Below are 17,523 nucleotides of genomic sequence, written 5' to 3'. Positions count from 1 at the left end.
GTGGTCAACGTAGAGACGCGGTCGAAATACGACCGCATAACGAAAGGCCGAAAACCAGATGCGAGGCGTGATCGGGCGAAGGACGCACAATGGACGTCTGAAAACCCGTAGAGCCGGTTCGTGGCTCAAGCGGTCGGTGCTGATGTCGCTGGCTATCTTGCTGCCGCTCGGGGTGTCAGTAGCAGGTCCGGCGGGTTCCGCGTCGGCTGCGTTCAACCCGGACGGTTTCGATTTCTGGGTCGACTCCAGCATGGGGCCGATCAAGTCGCGGATCTTCCGCGCCGCGGACGGCAATACCGGGCGTGTGGTCTACGCGCTCGACGGTATGCGGGCCCGCGGTGACCTGAGCGGCTGGGAGATCGAGACCGAGGTCGCCCGCGAGCTGACCAAGTGGAATATCAATGTCGTCATGCCGGTCGGCGGCCCGTCCAGCTTCTACGCGGACTGGAACGCGCCGGGTAACTTCCTCGGCCTGAGCACCGGTTCATCGGGTTCGGCCAACGGTTCGTCCTCCGGGTCCGCGATGACCGGGTCCTCGGGTTGGAACGAGACCCTCGGCAAGTCGAACACCTACAAGTGGGAGACCTTCCTGACCAGCGATCTGCGCAATGCCCTGCGTGATCGCCTGGGCTTCAGCCCGACCCGCAATGGTGTCTTCGGCCTGTCCATGGGCGGCAGCGCCGCGCTGACGCTCTCGGCCTACCACCCGGACCAGTTCGTCTATGCCGGTTCGTATTCCGGCTACCTGAACATCTCCGCGCCGGGTATGCGCGAGGCGCTGCGCGTCGCGATGATCAGCGCGGGCGGCTACAACATCGACGCGATGGCGCCGCCGTGGGGCCCGCAGTGGCTGCGCATGGATCCGTTCGTCTTCGCGCCGCAGTTGATCCGGAACAACACCAGGCTCTGGGTGGCCGCAGGCAGCGCACTGCCCGGTCCGTCCGACGCGAGCTCGCCGATCGACGTCATCCAGGGCACGCCGCTGGAGGCGCTCGCATTGGTCAACACCCGGGCCTTCCAGGTCCGGATGGCGACGCTGGGTGCGCAGAACGTCACCTACAGCTTCCCGTCCGTCGGCATCCACAACTGGCACAACTGGGAGTCCGAGGTCTACCGCATGATCCCGGATCTCTCCGCCAACATCGGGTAAAGCTGTGTTTGATTTGCAGCGCCTGCGGCGCTGCGTGTTCGCGGCCCCTTGGTGTCTCGCGTCCGACCCTTGCGAGCGACCTGCAAGCAGTCGCTAGCGGCGCCGTCGAGACTCGCGCCTGCGGCGCATGCGCTTCGACGACTCGGACGCGAGACGGGCCGCGAACGTCGATCGTAAGACTCGCTCCGAGCGGGGCTGGTAATGCGGTGATCTGACCGCCTGGTGTGTTCGCACACCAGGCGGTTTTTTTGTTTGCTCGCATCCGTCCGGAACCCCCGTTGACAACGAATCAGCTGCTGGATGCCCTTCGATGGTTGTGGGTTGGATCACTTTTCAGCAACATGGAAGCATTCGGTGGAGATTGATGTGCGAGCAGCATGTATGCAGGTGGTATGTCTGTTTTGGACAGGGTTTGGCTGTCTTTATGCCCGATGAGGCGTCAGTCGAAAATTGCTTGACGTTTGCCGACTGGCCGTCTGGATGAAAGGTCGAGTCGAATGCGAAGTGCGCGCTGGCAACGTAGGCCCGGAAGCTCGGCCGGTTCGTCGGCCGGGGCGGCCGGTGGTTCCTGGGCGAAGAAATGGGTGCTCGGTGTGGCGACGGCGATGCTGTTACCGCTCGGGATCTCCCTCGCGGGCAGTGGCGCCATCGCATCGGCGGGCCTCAACCCGGCGGCCTTCGACTTCTGGGTCGATTCCCCGGTGATGGGTCCGATCAAGAGCCGAGTGCTGCGCGCGGCGGACGGCAATACCAACCGCGTCGTTTATGTGCTCGACGGCCAGCGGGCACCGGAAACGCTCAATGGCTGGGAGATCGAGACCAACGTCCCCGAGATCCTCGCCAACTGGAATATCAATGTGGTCATGCCGGTCGGCGGCATGTCGAGCTTCTACGCGGACTGGAATGCACCGAGCAACTTCTTCGGCGTCACGCCCGGTTCGATGGGTTCGGCCACCGGATCCGGTGTGACAGAAGCCTTTTTGGCGGGGCCCGGGAAGAGCTATCGCTACGACTGGGAAACGTTCCTGACCCAGCAACTGCGATCGGCGCTGCGGGATCGCTTGGGCTTCAACCCGAATCGCAATGGTGTGTTCGGGCTGTCGATGGGTGGCAGTGCCGCGCTGACGCTTGCGGCCTATCATCCGGACCAGTTCAGCTTCGCCGGAGCGTTCTCGGGCTACCTCAATATTTCGGCGCCGGGTATGCGGGAGGCGATTCGGTCGGCGATGGTCGACGCGGGGGGCTACAACGTGGACTCGATGGCGCCGCCGTGGGGTCCGCAGTGGCTGCGGATGGATCCGTTCGTCTTCGCGCCGCGCTTGATCGCGAACGGCACCCGGGTGTGGGTCGCCGCCGGTAGTGCGCTGCCGATGCCCGAGGATCTGAATATTCCATTCCCTGTTGCCGCGGATCGTCTCCTCAGGGGCTCACCGCTCGAGGCGCTCGCATTGGCGAATACCAGGGCATTTCAGGTCCGCATGATGTCGTTGGGGGCGCAGAACGTGGTGTATTCGTTCCCGCCCGCCGGTCTGCATGCGTGGACCAACTGGCAGGACGAGGCCTATCGGATGATTCCGGACATGTCCGCCAATATCGGCTGAGTTATCGGACCGCCGCGAGTCGCTGGCTCCCGCGGAGCATGCGTTGCGGTGAACAAGCCGTCCGGTGCACGGACCGGGCGGCTTTGTTTTGGTCCGCATCGAGCATTTGCCCGCTGGTTGGCTGGATGATCGCTGGCTCGGGAGCCTCGGCGTCGCATGCCCGGCGAAGGTTCGTGGTAAGAGTTCGCGTCGGTAATTCCCCGGACCTCATCACCATTCGGCATCGCGGCGGCTTCTGGTTCGAGCACTTGCCGGTTAGAAGAGCGATAACGCCGAGACCTTCTGTGCGCGGGGAGCATCGGTGTCGAGTGTCGATCCCTCTTACCTCGACAGCGTGAGCAATGCTCGACAGCGGCGAGCAATGGTGCTCGCACGGGCGAAAGGTCGAAACCGCTGCGGCATTGCTGAGTGCGCTGAATAGTTGCCAGTGACTGGCTGCGAAGCTCGGCGGTTGGGGTGGCATTCGTATTGGCGGATCTCCCAGGTGCTGCCGCAGTGGAATATCAACGTTGTCATTCCGGTCAGCGGGCAATCCAATTCCGCTATGCGGGTTCGTATTCGGGCCACCTGAATATTCGGCGCCGGGTATGCGCGAGGTGCTGCGGCTGGATTTCCGCGGCCCGGCGAACGCGGTCTTCCGCTACCCGGCGGTCGGTGTGCACGCCTGGCGCAACCGACCCGACCGAGTGCTCGAGATGCTGCCGGATCCGAGCCGGTCCCCGGGGTCAGGATTCGGACTCCCTAGCGACCCCCTAATCTTTGTTCGAAATTCCCGTTCCGACACGACATCTCCGCACGAACGCGATAAGGTCTCCGCACGATCACAGCTTGTGAACAGGCGGAATTCGGCCACTCGAATACCCCGGTCTTGCTAAGGCTTCGCACGTCGAATAACCTCCAGCGAGCGCAAGTGTGACCAGATCGTTGTAGCGCCGTCTCTTGTGCCGGAATGTCGGGTACCGGTTCGCATGTGACGCGCGTCTCGTTGGCAGCACGGGTGTTGCCCGGCCCGCAAGGGCTACGGGCAACACCACAACAGCAGAAAGAGAGCAGGATTCATGCGTTTCGGCAGGGCGGCCGCGCCGAAGAGAACCAAGTCGGGACGGCGAGGCACCCCTCGTGGTTGGCGGAATCGAATTCTGGCTGTCGGTGCGGCGGCGTTGGCGCTACCGATCGCCGCAGGCGTGACGGGCCCGACCGTTGCCTTGGCTGCGCCGGTGCACGGCCCCGCGCTGCGGACGCCGTCGGGCGGCTTAGAGGATCTGATGGTCCCGTCGCAGATGGGTCCGATCAAGGTCCAGGTGCAGTGGGCGGCGCGCGGCGGTAACGCGGCGCTGTATCTGCTCGACGGCTTGCGGGCACGTGACGACCGCAATGCGTGGTCGTTCGAGACGAACGCCCTCCAGCAGTTCGGCAACGACAACATCTCGCTGATCATGCCGGTCGGCGGCCAGTCGAGCTTCTATGCCGACTGGTACAGCCCGAGCAACACCAACGGTCAGAAGACCACCTACAAGTGGGAGACCTTCCTTACCAAGGAACTCCCGGCCTTCCTCGAGGGCTACGGTGTGTCGCGCACGAACAACGCGGTTGTCGGCCTCTCGATGGGTGGCTCGGCCGCGCTGGCGCTGGCCGCCTACCACCGCGACCAGTTCAAGTACGCCGCGTCCTACTCCGGCTACCTGAACATCTCCGCGCCGGGCATGCGTGAGGCGATCCGCATCGCGATGCTGGACGCGGGCCGCTACAACGTCGACTCGATGGCCGCGCCGTGGAGCTCGCAGTGGCTGCGGATGGACCCGTTCGTGTTCGCCCCGCAGCTGAGGGGTCTGCCGATGTACATCTCGGCGGCCAGCGGTCTGCCGGGCCAGTACGACAACCCGAACTCGGCCGTCGGCTACTTCAACACCGCCAACGGTATGGCGCTCGAGGCGCTGTCGCTGGTGAACACCCGCGCGTTCCAGTCTCGCCTGGCCTCGCTCGGCATTCCGGCCACGTTCGACTTCCCGGCCGCGGGTACCCACTCGTGGAAGTACTGGGAGGGTGAGCTGTGGAACTCCCACAACGGCATCCTCGACGCCACCGGCGGTTGGTGAGCTAAGGGTCAAGACGCCGAACGGCGCCGTCTGCTTCCGAACGGAAGCGGCGGCGCCGTTTCGCATTCGCCAGACGGATAAGCCTGCCCGCGTGTCTTACCCGCAACCGCGCCGCAACCGGGGTAGGAAACACTTGTGGCAGGACTTGCATTCGGCAGATGTCGGCGGCGCGGGCGGCGTAGCGGACGTGTGACCCGTGGCCGGGTCGCGATGCTCGCCACCGCCATCGCGATCCCACTCGCCTCAGGGCTTTCCCCGAGCACCGCACCCGCAAACGCCCAGCCTGCCGCCGCACCCGCTGTCAGCGCGACGGTGCAGCGGGCGGTGTGGCTGAGCGACCGGCGGGTGGCGTTGTGGATCAACTCGCCATCGATGGCCACACCCATCCAGGTGCAGCTGCTGCTGGCCCGGGATTGGAACACCCACCCGGAGGCCAGGTTCCCGGCTCTGTTCATGCTCGATGGTCTGCGGGCAACCGATGAGGAGAGCGGCTGGACCCACGACGCCGGTGCGGTGGATTTCTTCGCCGATAAGAACGTCACGGTGGTGCTGCCGGTCGGCGGTCAGTCCAGCTTCTACTCCGACTGGCTGCAGCCCGACAACGGTCGTAACTACAAATGGGAAACCTTCCTGACCAAGGAACTTCCGCCGCTGTTGGAGAGTCAGTGGCGGACCACGGATGTGCGTGGCATGGAAGGCATTTCGATGGGCGGCACGGCCGCGATGTTCCTGGCCGGGCGCAATCCGAACTTCGCGAAATACGCCGCGTCGTACTCAGGTGTGCTGACCACGACCACTCTCGGCATGCCGCAGGCGATCCAGTACGCCATGCACGATGCGGGCGGATTCGATTCGGCGGCCATGTGGGGTCCGCCGGGCGGTCCGGAGTGGGAGAGCCACGACCCGTATGCGTTGGCGGACAAGCTCAAGGGCGTCAGCCTGTATATCTCCAGCGGTAACGGCTCGGTCGGACCGTTCGACCAGGCCAGCGGCATTCCGGGGGTCAGCACCAATTACGCGGGCATGGGGTTGGAGATCCTATCCCGGCTGACCTCGCAGAACTTCGTGACCAAACTCGGCAAGCTGTCCATCCCGGCCCAGGTGAATTACCGTCCCTCCGGCACACATTCGTGGCCGTACTGGGATTTCGAAATGCGCCAGTCCTGGCCACAGGCCGCCGCCGCGCTCGGGGTCGACCCGAACAAACCGGCCTGCCAGACCGGGGGCGCGATCGCCGCCCTGGCGAGCGGCAACGGCTGGCTCGGCGAATGCCTCACCGGTGAGTACCAGGTGGCGGGCGGCACCGCACAGGACTTCAAGGGCGGCCGGGTCTTCTATTCGCAGGCCGACGGCGCGCACGCGGTCGGGGGCATAATCGGCGGCGGCTACCAGGCCGCGCTCGGCCCGGGCGGTGCGCTCGGCCTGCCCACCGGTGACGAGCGCGGGCTGCCGGACGGCCGCGGACGCATGCAGGCATTCCAGAACGGCCTGCTCTACTGGACCCCGCGGACCGGCGCCCAGGTGGTGCGCGGCGCGATTCTCGACGAATGGGGTAGGCAGGGCTTCGAGCGCGGCCCGGCCGGATATCCCACCGGACCCGAGACCAAGGCTCCCAATAAGGACGGTGTGGTCCAGTCCTTTGAAAACGGTCCGTTCTACTACAGCGCGAAGACCGGTGTGCATCATGTGCAGGGAATGATCTTGGGCAAGTACGCCGAATTGGGTTATGAGAACAGCCAACTCGGCTTCCCCACCGCCGACGAGGCCCCGAGCAAGGATTTCGGTCGCTACTCCAAGTTCGAGGGCGGAAATATCTACTGGAGCCCGCTGTCGGGTGCGTGGCCGGTGCGTTCGGGTCCGATCATGGATATGTGGTCGGTGGTCGGCTACGAGAACGGCAGGCTCGGGTACCCGACGAGTGACGAGTTCGCCGTTCCCGGGGGGATCCAGCAGAATTTCCAGACCGGATTCATTACGGTGCGCGACGGCAAACCCGAAGTCCACGGCATTTAATTCCAACCGGTCTGTTTGCCTACCGCCTGCACGTATGCTCGGCTTTCCTCTAGCCTGGGTGGCGACCCGTCCCCTTAGCGAACAGATCGAGGACACAAATTCATGCATCGGACCCGCGGAAAGGTTATCGGCGTAGTCGTGGGGATCGCCGCTACCGGCTTGCTCGCCGCCTGTGGCAATAACGATTCGACTGTGTCGAGCACGCCGACGCTGTCCCACACCACGACGGCGGCGGCAGCGACCTCCGCCTCGACCCCTGCCTCGACCAGCGCCGGCGCAACCGGTCAGCCGTCGCAGGCCCCCGAGACGCCCGCCGATACGGCGACGCCGGAGCGCCCGCAGCCCGTCCCGACCAATGCCGCACCTGGTGACACGTCGAAGCTCACCGACAAGGACAAGAAGTTCCTCGACGCGCTCAAGGCCGCGGGCATCACTCCGTCCAGCCCGGACATCGCGCTGAGCATCGGCACCTACGTCTGCCAGGGCGTCGCCGCGAATGCCTCCGATCAGGATCTGATGACCTTCGCTACCGCGATGGCCGGATCGGATCCGTCCTTCGATCCGGCGAAGATGCCGGTGGAGCAGGCCGGAAAGATCTACATCGATACGGCTAAGTCGACGTACTGCCAGTGAGTGCGCGCGGTTCGGCCTCCCGCCGGTCCCGAAAACCGGCGGGGTGCCTGCTCTTCATCGGTCTGGTAGTCCTCGTCGTCGTCATCGCGCTGCTGCTGTGGTTCGTGCTCGCCGGACCGCTGCGCAAGCCGAAGCCCGGTCCCAAGCCGCCGCCGACACCGCCGACCGCCCAGCCGGCCTGGTGTCCCGACGTGCAGATGATTTCGATACCCGGTACCTGGGAATCGAACAGCAACGACGATCCGCACAATCCGACGGCCAATCCGATCTCGTTGATGCTGAACGTCTCCGGGCCGGTATCGCAGCAGTTCCCGGAGGGGCGGCTCGATGTCTACACCGTTCCGTACGTCGCGCAGTTCTCCAATCCGATCGCGATTCCGCCGGACGGCCAGCAGTCGTACAACAACAGCCGTTCCGAGGGCTGGCAGCGCACGCAGGACGCGATGGCGAATCGCTATCGCGACTGCCCACTGACCACCTATGTGGTCGCCGGGTTCTCCCAGGGCGCGGTGATCGCGGGCGATATCGCCAATCAGATCGGCGCGGGCAAGGGACCGGTACCCGCGGACAAGGTGCTCGGCGTCATGCTGATCGCCGACGGCCGCCGCACCGGTGACAACGGACCGGGCCAGGCCATCCAGATCGGCACCGCGCCCGCCGGAGTCGGCGCCGAGGTTTCGCTCAACGGGTTGAAGGTGCCCGGGATCACGATGACCGGTGCGCGTTCGGGTGGGTTCGGCTCGCTTGCCGATCGCACGTACACCATCTGCGCGCCCGGCGACATGATCTGCGATTCGCCGCGCGATGCGTTGAGTCCCCTGAACATCGTCGGCAGTGTGCTGACCCTGGTCCGCGCGGTCGGCAACCCGGTGCACAGCCTCTACAACGGCTACGTGGTGGACGGCGATGGCACCACCGCGACACAGTGGACGGTGAACTGGGCCAACGGTTTGATAGAAGGCGCGCCACATCCGGCGCATGCTTGACCGCCTCCCCTGGCCTTTTACCGGTCGTGGGAGCCTCGACAGTGCCGTCGCGGGCCGGCGGTCCAGTGCGGGTGAGCCGCTGGGCGTACCCGGCGAGTTACCCGTGTGCGCACGAAATCAGTCGTTGCCTTGGTGACTGGTCACATGAAACCCGCCTGATCGCGGTGCTAGTGACGCAAGCCTGGGCAACTACACACCACAACGCTGTAAAGTGCGCCTGATGATCGCGACGCCGGCCCTCGAGCCCCCAGAAGCGTGGGCACGATGCGGCCCGGCATCGCGCCCACATTTCCTTACAGCCAGGAGCATGAGTTCATGACAGAAGCCGCACCGGCCACCACGGCGAGCCGTGAAGCGGATGCTGAGACGACCGCGCTGGGTACTCCGCTGCGGCCCTTCCGCTTCGCGGCCGCGGGCGAGGGAAATAAGCAAGAGGGCGGGGCCAGGAAGTTCGTCCAGACCGCGCAGACGGCCGAGGAGTACGGCTTCGACACCTTCGTCGTGCCGGACCACCTGGGTGACCAGATCGGCCCGATCGCCGCACTCGGCGCGCTGACCCAGGCCACCGAGCGGATCCGGCTGGGAACCTCGGTGCTGGCCAACGGTTTCCGGCATCCGGTGGTGCTGGCCAAGGACCTCGCCACCATCGATGTGCTGTCCAAGGGCCGCCTCGAGGTCGGCATCGGCGCGGGCTGGAAGCAGGACGAATTCGTCGCCGCGGGTCTGCCGTACGAATCGCCGGGCGTGCGCCTCGCGAAGCTGGACGAGACCCTGACCATCCTCGATGTGCTGCTGCGTGGCCAGGAATGCACCTTCGAGGGCAAGTACTACCAGGTGAACGGCATCAAGGGCACGCCTCGGCCGCGGCAGGGGCCGCGCCCGCCGATCTGCACCGGTGGCGGCGGTCCGAAGATGCTGCGCCTGGCCGCCAAGCACGCCGATATCGTTTCGGTCGTTCCGGTCACCACCAAGAACGGCAAGGGCCTGCTGTCCGGCATCACCTTGAAGAAGACCATCGAGAAGGTGAACCTGATCAAGGAAGCCGCAGGTGAGCGTTTCGCCGATATCGAGCTGAACTGGGCCATTACCGCGATCGTCATCACCGACGACCGGGAGAAGACCGCCGAGATGGCGCTGTCCGCGATCGAGCGCGGACTGCACCCGGACCTCGAGGTCGACGTAAAACTGTCGGTCGAGGAAATCCTCGCCTCGCCCTATGTGGCGATCGGCACATTCGAGGAGATCGCCGAACAGATCCGTCAGGTGCGGCAACTCACATCGATGTCCTATGTCGGTGTGTTCCCAACCCAGATGGACGCGTTCGCGCCGATTATTCCGCTGCTGCGGGGGGAGTGACCCGGTCTTCTCTGTAACATGACTCTGGTTTGAGAACATCTAGCCGATAGCGGTCTACCGCGCAGACCGCAATAAAATCTGCAGGCTGGCTCTCGCATGTAGAGCACCCGCGGGCGATAGCGAGTCGGGGCCTCACAGGTAACAGCGGCGTTGTCGCCGTCTTGCTGCGTGTGCCTCGGAGGAGATGAAGGAATGGAAGAGACTTTCGACGATTACCTGGATGAGACCGGGAACATCCGTATTCCCGATGATCACACCCTGGTAGACCACGTCGAGAAGCACACCCGCAACGACGCGAACACCCTCGCGTACCGCTACATCGATTATTCGCGCGAGCGTGACGGTGAAGCGCAGGAGCTGACGTGGCGTGAGTTCGGTATTCGGCTGCGCGCGGTGGCCGCTCGACTGCAGCAGGTGACCAACCCGGGTGACCGGGTCGCGATCCTGGCCCCGCAGGGCCTGGATTACGTGATCTCCTTCTTCGCCGCGATCTACGCGGGCACCATCTCGGTGCCGCTGTTCGACCCGGACGAGCCGGGCCACACCGACCGCCTGCACGCCGTGCTCGGCGACTGCGAACCCTCGGCCATTCTGACCGCGAGCTCCTCCGCGGCCGGTGTGCGCCAGTTCTTCCGCTCGCTGCCCGCCGCCCAGCGTCCGCGCATCATCGCGGTCGACGCGATTCCGGATGCCGTCGGCGAGAGCTGGGTGCGTCCCGATGTCGCCGTCGACGACATCGCTTACCTGCAGTACACCTCGGGCTCCACTCGCGTCCCGGCCGGTGTCGAGATCACCCACCGGGCGGTCGGCACCAACCTGCTGCAGATGGTCGATGCGATCAACCTGGACTGGAACTCGCGCGGTGTCACCTGGCTGCCGCTGTTCCACGATATGGGCCTGCTGACGGTGATCCTGCCCGCGGTCGGCGGCAAGTACATCACCATCATGTCGCCGAGCGCGTTCGTGCGCCGCCCGTACCGTTGGATCAAGGAACTGGCCGCCCACAATGACGGTGCCGGAACCTTCGCCGCCGCACCGAACTTCGCCTTCGAGCACGCCGCCGCGCGTGGCCTGCCGAAGAACGGCGAATCGCTGGACCTGTCGAATGTGATCGGCCTGATCAACGGCAGTGAGCCGGTGACCACCTCGTCGATGAAGAAGTTCAACGACGCGTTCGCCCCGTACGGCCTGCCCAAGACCGCGATCAAGCCCTGCTACGGCATGGCCGAGGCGACGCTGTTCGTCTCCGCGACCAAGGCCGAGGACGAGGCCAAGGTCGTCTATGTCGACCGCAACGAGCTCAACGCAGGTCGCATGGTCAAGGTCGAGCAGGGCGCCGAGAACGCCATCGCGCAGGTCTCCTGCGGTTATGTCGCGCTGTCGCAGTGGGCCGCCATCGTCGATCCGGAGACCGTCGATTCCGACGGCGGCGGGCACGAACTGGCCGACGGCCAGGTCGGTGAGATCTGGCTGCACGGCAACAATATGGGCATCGGCTACTGGGGTCGTCCGGACGAGACCGCAGCGACCTTCCACAACAAGGTCGCGCATCGTCTCACCGAGGGCAGCCACACCGAGGGCACCGCGGCCGACGCCAACTGGATGCGCACCGGCGACTACGGCGTGTACTTCGAGGGCGAGCTGTACATCACGGGGCGGGTGAAGGACCTCGTGATCGTCGACGGTCGCAACCACTACCCGCAGGACCTGGAATTCTCCGCCCAGGAGGCCTCTAAGGCACTGCGGCCCGGTTTCGTGGCCGCGTTCTCGGTGCCCGCCAACCAGCTGCCCGCCGAGGTGTTCGAACAGGGCAGCCATTCCGGCCTGAGCTTCGATGCCGACGACGCCTCCGAGCAGCTCGTCATCGTGGGCGAGCGCGGACCCGGCGCAGGCAAGGCCGATCCGCTGCCCATTGCCGACGCGGTCCGCGCAGCGGTATCCCAGCGTCACGGTGTGACCGTGCGCGACGTGCTCTTGGTTCCCGCGGGTTCGATTCCTCGGACCTCCAGCGGCAAGATCGCTCGACGCGCCTGCAAGACTGCTTATCTGGAGGGAACGCTGCGGGGTGGTTACACCCAGCAGGCCTTCCCCGATGCACCGGAAGAGTAATTGCCCGAGGGTGGTAGCCGTAGCGATTGCTTGCAGATCGCTCGAAAAGATCGGCCCCGAATATCGACGCTAGGCGTGGCTTCCCACGGCAGGCGTCGATCCGCCCGGTACGCAGACAGGTAGCTTGAGGAACTGATGGCTGACAACGAGGGCACGCCCGACCAGACGACCGAGATCGTGCTCGCCGATGCGGACGCGATCGATCCCACTGGCGCCGGGGACGTTTCGCAATCCGCCCCGCGGACCGATATATCCGTCGCGGAGCTGCGGGAGTGGCTGCGCCGCTGGGTCGCCGACGCGACCGGTCAATCGATCGAGCAGATCACAGTGGACCGGCCGATGGAGGAGTTCGGGCTGGCCTCACGCGATGCCATCGCACTCGGCGGTGATATCGAAGAGCTGACCGGTGTGGTGCTGACGGCGACGATCGTCTATCAGCATCCGACCATCGCGTCGCTGGCCGAGGTCGTCGTCAACGGTGAGCCGGAGTTGCCGCAGGAATCCGCCGACGATTCGTTCTACACCGCCGGTTATCAGCCGGGCGAGGCGCACGATATCGCGATCGTCGGCCTGTCCACCCGCCTGCCGGGCGCGGGCGATACCCCCGAGTCGACCTGGGAATTCCTGATCAACCGCGGTGACGCGATCCGGGAGCGTCCCGAGGGCCGGTGGGACGAGTTCACCGACGACCCGGCGGTGGCCGCGAAGGTCGCCGAGAGCAACACCTTGGGCGGCTACCTCGACCAAGACGTGGTCAAGGGCTTCGATGCGGAGTTCTTCGCCATGTCTCCGATCGAGGTCGAGCGGGTCGATCCGCAGCAGCGCTTGATGATGGAGCTGGTCTGGGAAGCATTGGAGCACGCCAGGATTCCCGCAAGCGAGCTCAAGGGCGAGTCGGTCGGCGTTTTCGTCGGCACTTCTACCAATGACTTCCAGCTGGTGTCTGCACTTGGATTGGGCCAGTCCGATCCGAGTGCGCCTGCCTCGGCCGATGCATATGCGCTGACCGGTGGATCCTCCGCCATCGTCGCCAACCGGATCTCCTACTTCTACGACTTCCGTGGGCCGTCGGTCGCTGTCGACACAGCCTGCTCGTCCACGCTGGTCGCGGTGCACCAAGCGGTGCGCGCACTGCGCGATGGTGATGCCGATCTGGCCCTGGCCGGCGGCGTGAACATGTTGCTCGCACCCGCGATCACGCTTGGATTCGACTCGATCGGCGCGGTCGCGAAGAACGGTCGTATCAAGGCGTTTTCCTCCGATGCCGACGGCATGGTCCGTTCCGAGGGCGCCGGTCTCGTTGTGCTCAAGCGCTTGGCCGACGCCGAACGTGACGGCGATCAGATTCTCGCGGTGATCAAGGGCTCGGCGGTCAATTCAGATGGCCGGTCCAACGGCATCGTGGCACCGAACCCAGACGCCCAGGCCGATGTGCTGCGCCGCGCCTACCGCGACGCAGGCATTGCGCCGTCCGCGGTGGACTACATCGAGGCGCACGGCACCGGCACCCTGCTCGGTGACCCGATCGAGGCCGACGCACTCGGTCGAGTGGTCGGCCGCGGCCGCGACGACGACAAGCCAGCGCTGCTCGGCTCGGCGAAGACGAACTTCGGGCACCTGGAGTCCGGTGCGGGCGCTGCCAGCCTGGCCAAAGTGGTCATGGCGCTGCAGAACAACATACTGCCGCCGAACGTCAACTATGCCGGGCCGAACCCGTACATCCCGTTCGAGCAGGCCCACCTGAAGGTCGTCGACGAGGCGACGGAATTCCCGCGCTACAGCGGCACCGCGACCATCGGTGTTTCCGGCTTCGGTTTCGGTGGCACCAACGCCCACGTGGTCATCCAGGAATACAAGCCGACTCCGGCTGCGACTGACCGGAACCAGGTCGCGGGCTCAGAAGACGAGACCGCGGAACTTGTCGCCGAGGCCGACGAGGCGGCAGACCAGAGCGAAACGATAGACGCGGATATCGAGACCACAGGTGTGGTCGCGGAGGCCGATCAGATAGTCGCGGAGAGTGCCGAGCAGGTTGCGGGAGACGTAGCGGCCGTTGCGGAATGGTCGACCGAGCGGGCCGAACCGCTGCCGGTGATCCTTGCGGTATCGGCCTACCTGCCTTCGCGCCGCCGCCGCGCCGCCACGGAGCTGGCCGACTGGCTGGAGACCGAAGAAGGCCGTAACACTCCGCTCGAGGATGTGGCGCGTTCGCTGGCCAAGCGCAGCCACTGGCGTTCGCGTGGCGTGGTCATCGCCAAGACCCATGAAGAGGCCGTTGCTGGTCTGCGTGCGATCGCTGCGGGGAAGCCCGGGGCCGGTGTGTTCACCGCGGACGCGCCCGCCGTGCAGGGCCCCGTCTGGGTGCTGTCCGGATTCGGCGCGCAGCACCGCAAGATGGGTAAGCAGCTCTACCTGGAGAATTCGATCTTCCGCAAGGCCGTCGACGAGGTCGACGAGCTGGTGCAGGACGAGGCCGGGTATTCGGTGCGCGAGATGATCCTGGACGACTCCCAGGATTACAACGTCGGCACCTCACAGGTCGGCATCTTCACCATTCAGATCGGTCTGGCCGCACTGCTGCGCGCGCACGGCGCGCAACCCGATGCGGTGGTCGGTCATTCGATGGGTGAGGTGGCCGGGGCCTATATCTCCGGTGGTCTCGTGCTCGAGGACGCGGTGCGCGTGATCTGCGCCCGTTCGCGCCTGATGGGCGAGGGCGAGGCGATGATCAGCGATGACGATGTGCGCAATATGGCGCTGGTCGAGCTGAGTGCGGCCGATGTCGAGGCGATGCTGGTCGATTATCCGGATGTCGAGTGCGCGGTGTACGCGGCGCCGACGAATACTGTGATCGGTGGTCCGCAGGATCAGGTCGCGGCGATCGTGGCCAAGGTCGAGGAGGCGGGCAAATTCGCCCGCGTGCTGGCGACCCGCGGCGCCGGGCACACTTCGCAGATGGATCCGCTGCTCGGCGAGTTGGCGGCGGAGCTGGCCGGTATCGAGCCGACCAAGTTGACGGCTGGTCTGTACTCGACCGTCAACAAGGAACAGTTCTACCGGCCCAGCAGCGATCCGGTGCACGACGAGGCCTACTGGGTCAAGAACATGCGCCACTCGGTGTACTTCACCAATGCGGTGAAGCTCGCGGTGGACACCGGCCACACCACCTTCCTGGAATTGGCGCCGAATTCCGTTGCGCTGATGCAGGTTCTGGGCACGACCTTCGCGGCGGGCGTGCACGATGCGCAGCTGATCCCGACGCTCAAGCGCAAGGAAGACGAGTCGGCGGGCGTAATCTCCGCGCTGGCCCAGCTTTACGTGCACGGGCATCGCGTCGATCTGCCGTCGCTGCTGCCCGCGGGCGGCTATGCCGATATTCCGCGCACCGTATTCCTGCGCAAGCAGTACTGGCCGAAGGCGAAGATGGCCGGTGGCAGCGGCAATGCCCGCGTGCCCGGTGCGCATGTCGCGCTGCCGGACGGCAGGCACGTGTGGGAGGTGCAGGCCTCGGCCGTCACCGATCTCGCGGTGCTGGTGAAAACCGCTGCGGCACAGGTACTCGGCGAGGTTTCGTTGGGCGCGTCGGTCCCGCACGCGGTGCTGCCGACCACCGGTACGCTGACCACCACGTTGATCCCGCACCTCGGTGGTGCGTCGGTACAGGTGCATGCGCGCGAGGGTGCGAGCTTCCAGCTGCTGTTCGAGGCGGTCGTCGCCTCGGGTGCGCCGCTGCCCGAACCCGTTGTCGCCGCCGCGGTTCCGGGAGCCGAGGTCGCGACCACCGGCGATGCCGATTTGGAGATCGTCGAAACCTTCGGTGAGCGTTGGGATCCGGCGGGCAGCCAGACCCTGGAGGAGCGGCTGGCGCTGATCGTCGCCGAGTCCATGGGTTACGCGGTCGAGGATCTGCCGATGGAGATCCCGCTGATGGAGCTCGGCCTCGACTCGCTCATGGCCATGCGCATCAAGAACCGGGTCGAATACGAATTCGATATTCCGCAGCTGCAGATCCAGGCCGTGCGCGATGCCAACCTGAACGAGGTCGGCAAGGTGCTGCACTATGCCATCGAGCACCGCGACGAGGTGCAGGCGATCGCCGATAAGCAGGCGGCCGGTGAGGAGATCGCGGTCGACGGCGGATTCATCGCCGCGGCGCGCGCTGCGGTTGCGGCGGGTGCGGATCCGGCGGCCGTGGTGGCGAATGCCGCTGCCGCCGAAGGGGTTTCGCTGGATGCCGAGAACACCTCGGTGGAGGCGGAGGCCGAGAAGATCGTCGTCGAGGCGGAGACGGCTGCCGGTATCACCGGTGCGGCCGCTGGTACCGCCGCGCCTGCCCCGGCCACTCCCGCGCAGGCCGCTGCGGCCGAGGCCGACGAAGCCGCGATCGAACGCGCTCTGAATACCGAGGACACCACCGCGGTCGGTGGGGCCGAGACCGTGGCTGCCGCTGCGATCTTCGGCGGTCAGCCCGCCGGTGCCGATGAGGACGATGTGCCGCCGCGTGATGCCGCTGAGCGGTTGACCTTCGCCACCTGGGCGATCGTCACCGGTAAGTCGGCGGGTGGCATTTTCAATACCCTGCCGATCCTGGAGGAGGAGGTCGCCGAGAAGTTGGCGGCCCGACTCACCGAGCGGATCAAGGCGGAGGTGACCGTCGACGACGTGCTCGACTGCGAGACCATCGAGCAACTCTCCGATATCGTGCGCAATCTGCAGGACAGCGGTGCGGATGTGGACGGGTTCGTCCGCACGCTGCGCCCGCGCGCCGAGGGCTCGGATGCGGTGCCGGTCTTCGTCTTCCACCCTGCGGGTGGCAACACACTGGTGTACGAACCGCTGCTGAAGCGCCTGCCCGCCGACACCCCGATGTACGGCATCGAACGTGCCGACGGCGATATCGAGGACCGTGCCAAGCAGTACGTGCCGCAGCTGCGCCGCATCCAGGGTGACGGCCCGTACGTGCTGTACGGCTGGTCGCTCGGCGCGGTGCTCGCCTTGGCGGTCGCGCATCTCCTTCGTGCCGAGGGCGCGGACGTTCGCATGGTCGGCCTGATCGACCTGGCCATCCCGACCGAGCCGGAGGACAACAGCCCGGAGGAACGGATTCGCCGTATCCAGCGCTACCAGGCATTCGCCAAGAAGACCTATGGGGTCGAGGGTGAACTGCCGCAGGAGCAGTTGGAAGAACTGGCGCTGGCCGATGACGAAGATCAGTTCAAGATGATCAGCGATCTCGTCAAGATCAGTGGAACCAAGATTCCGGGCGGTGTGCTCGAGCATCAGCGCACCTCGTGGATCGAGAATCGCGCATTGCAGAAGCTGCGCCCCACCCGCTACGAGGGCGACGTCGTGCTCTATCTCGCCGATCGCTACCACGACGGCGCGATCGAGCTGGAGCCGCGTTTCGCGGATCGGCGACCCAATGGCGGTTGGGATGAATACATTCCGAACCTCGAGGTTATACATATTCCGGGTGACCACCTCCAGATCGTTGACGAGCCGCGGATCGGAAAGATCGGAGCCGACCTCACCGCGAAGCTTGCCGTTTTTGCCCCGTAGGGGTGCACCTGATGAGAGGG

The 17,523-nt window shown here is 65.6% G+C and carries 9 protein-coding genes; all 9 read left to right on the top strand.

Features of this window, described 5'->3' with window-relative positions:
- The first annotated feature begins 58 nt into the window (after positions 1-58).
- The 9 genes from ACFYOW_RS40600 (at position 59) to pks13 (ending at position 17,503) form a co-directional block, all read left to right on the top strand.
- Positions 59-1,150 carry an alpha/beta hydrolase gene (locus ACFYOW_RS40600; protein ID WP_387295847.1) on the top strand — a complete coding sequence of 364 codons (1,092 nt, stop codon included), beginning with the start codon at positions 59-61 and terminating at the stop codon, positions 1,148-1,150.
- A 497-nt stretch (positions 1,151-1,647) separates the two neighbouring features.
- Positions 1,648-2,751, top strand: a complete 1,104-nt coding sequence (locus ACFYOW_RS40595) for an alpha/beta hydrolase (RefSeq protein ID WP_387295845.1) — start codon at positions 1,648-1,650, stop codon at positions 2,749-2,751.
- Positions 2,752-3,809: 1,058 nt separating this feature from the next.
- Complete coding sequence (locus ACFYOW_RS40590; RefSeq protein WP_387295843.1) at positions 3,810-4,847, top strand: alpha/beta hydrolase; 1,038 nt, start codon at positions 3,810-3,812, stop codon at positions 4,845-4,847.
- A gap of 210 nt (positions 4,848-5,057) precedes the next feature.
- The gene (locus ACFYOW_RS40585; protein ID WP_387295944.1) at positions 5,058-6,860 is read left to right on the top strand and encodes an alpha/beta hydrolase-fold protein; all 1,803 of its coding nucleotides are present in this window, start codon (positions 5,058-5,060) and stop codon (positions 6,858-6,860) included.
- A gap of 102 nt (positions 6,861-6,962) precedes the next feature.
- On the top strand, positions 6,963-7,493 hold the full coding sequence (locus tag ACFYOW_RS40580; RefSeq protein ID WP_387295841.1) for a DUF732 domain-containing protein: 531 nt from the start codon (positions 6,963-6,965) through the stop codon (positions 7,491-7,493).
- On the top strand, positions 7,484-8,479 hold the full coding sequence (locus ACFYOW_RS40575) for a cutinase family protein (protein ID WP_387295942.1): 996 nt from the start codon (positions 7,484-7,486) through the stop codon (positions 8,477-8,479). The genes ACFYOW_RS40580 and ACFYOW_RS40575 overlap by 10 nt, the downstream gene beginning before the upstream one ends.
- A 315-nt stretch (positions 8,480-8,794) precedes the next feature.
- Positions 8,795-9,835 (top strand): LLM class F420-dependent oxidoreductase, encoded by a 1,041-nt coding sequence (locus ACFYOW_RS40570; RefSeq protein WP_387295839.1) that lies wholly within the window; start codon positions 8,795-8,797, stop codon positions 9,833-9,835.
- 192 nt (positions 9,836-10,027) lie between these two features.
- Positions 10,028-11,944 carry a long-chain-fatty-acid--AMP ligase FadD32 gene (gene fadD32 / locus ACFYOW_RS40565; protein ID WP_040685832.1) on the top strand — a complete coding sequence of 639 codons (1,917 nt, stop codon included), beginning with the start codon at positions 10,028-10,030 and terminating at the stop codon, positions 11,942-11,944.
- A gap of 135 nt (positions 11,945-12,079) precedes the next feature.
- Positions 12,080-17,503, top strand: a complete 5,424-nt coding sequence (gene pks13, locus ACFYOW_RS40560) for a polyketide synthase Pks13 (protein ID WP_387295837.1) — start codon at positions 12,080-12,082, stop codon at positions 17,501-17,503.
- Positions 17,504-17,523: the final 20 nt, after the last annotated feature.

Source organism: Nocardia sp. NPDC006982 (assembly GCF_042869435.1).
Taxonomy (GTDB): Bacteria; Actinomycetota; Actinomycetes; order Mycobacteriales; family Mycobacteriaceae; genus Nocardia.
This window is presented reverse-complemented; position numbering and strand designations above follow the sequence as displayed.